Annotated in this window: 1 rRNA gene; it reads right to left on the bottom strand. The window is 56.6% G+C overall.

The annotated features are described in order from the left end of the window. A 16S ribosomal RNA gene (locus ACTHSL_RS13330) occupies positions 1-318 on the bottom strand; the annotation flags it as partial.

Below are 318 nucleotides of genomic sequence, written 5' to 3' on the forward strand. Positions count from 1 at the left end.
GACTACCCGGGTATCTAATCCTGTTTGCTCCCCACGCTTTCGCGTCTCAGCGTCAGTTACCGTCCAGATGGGCGCCTTCGCCACTGATATTCCTCCCGATCTCTACGAATTTCACCTCTACACCGGGAATTCCCCCATCCTCTCCAGTACTCAAGTCCTGCAGTTTCCAATGCACTTCCCGGGTTAAGCCCGGGGCTTTCACATCAGACTTGCAGGACCGCCTACACGCGCTTTACGCCCAGTAATTCCGAATAACGCTAGCACCCCCCGTATTACCGCGGCTGCTGGCACGGAGTTAGCCGGTGCTTCCTTCAGTGG

It is taken from the genome of Neisseria sp. P0008.S010, assembly GCF_051962715.1.
GTDB classification, from domain to species: Bacteria; Pseudomonadota; Gammaproteobacteria; order Burkholderiales; family Neisseriaceae; genus Neisseria; species Neisseria elongata.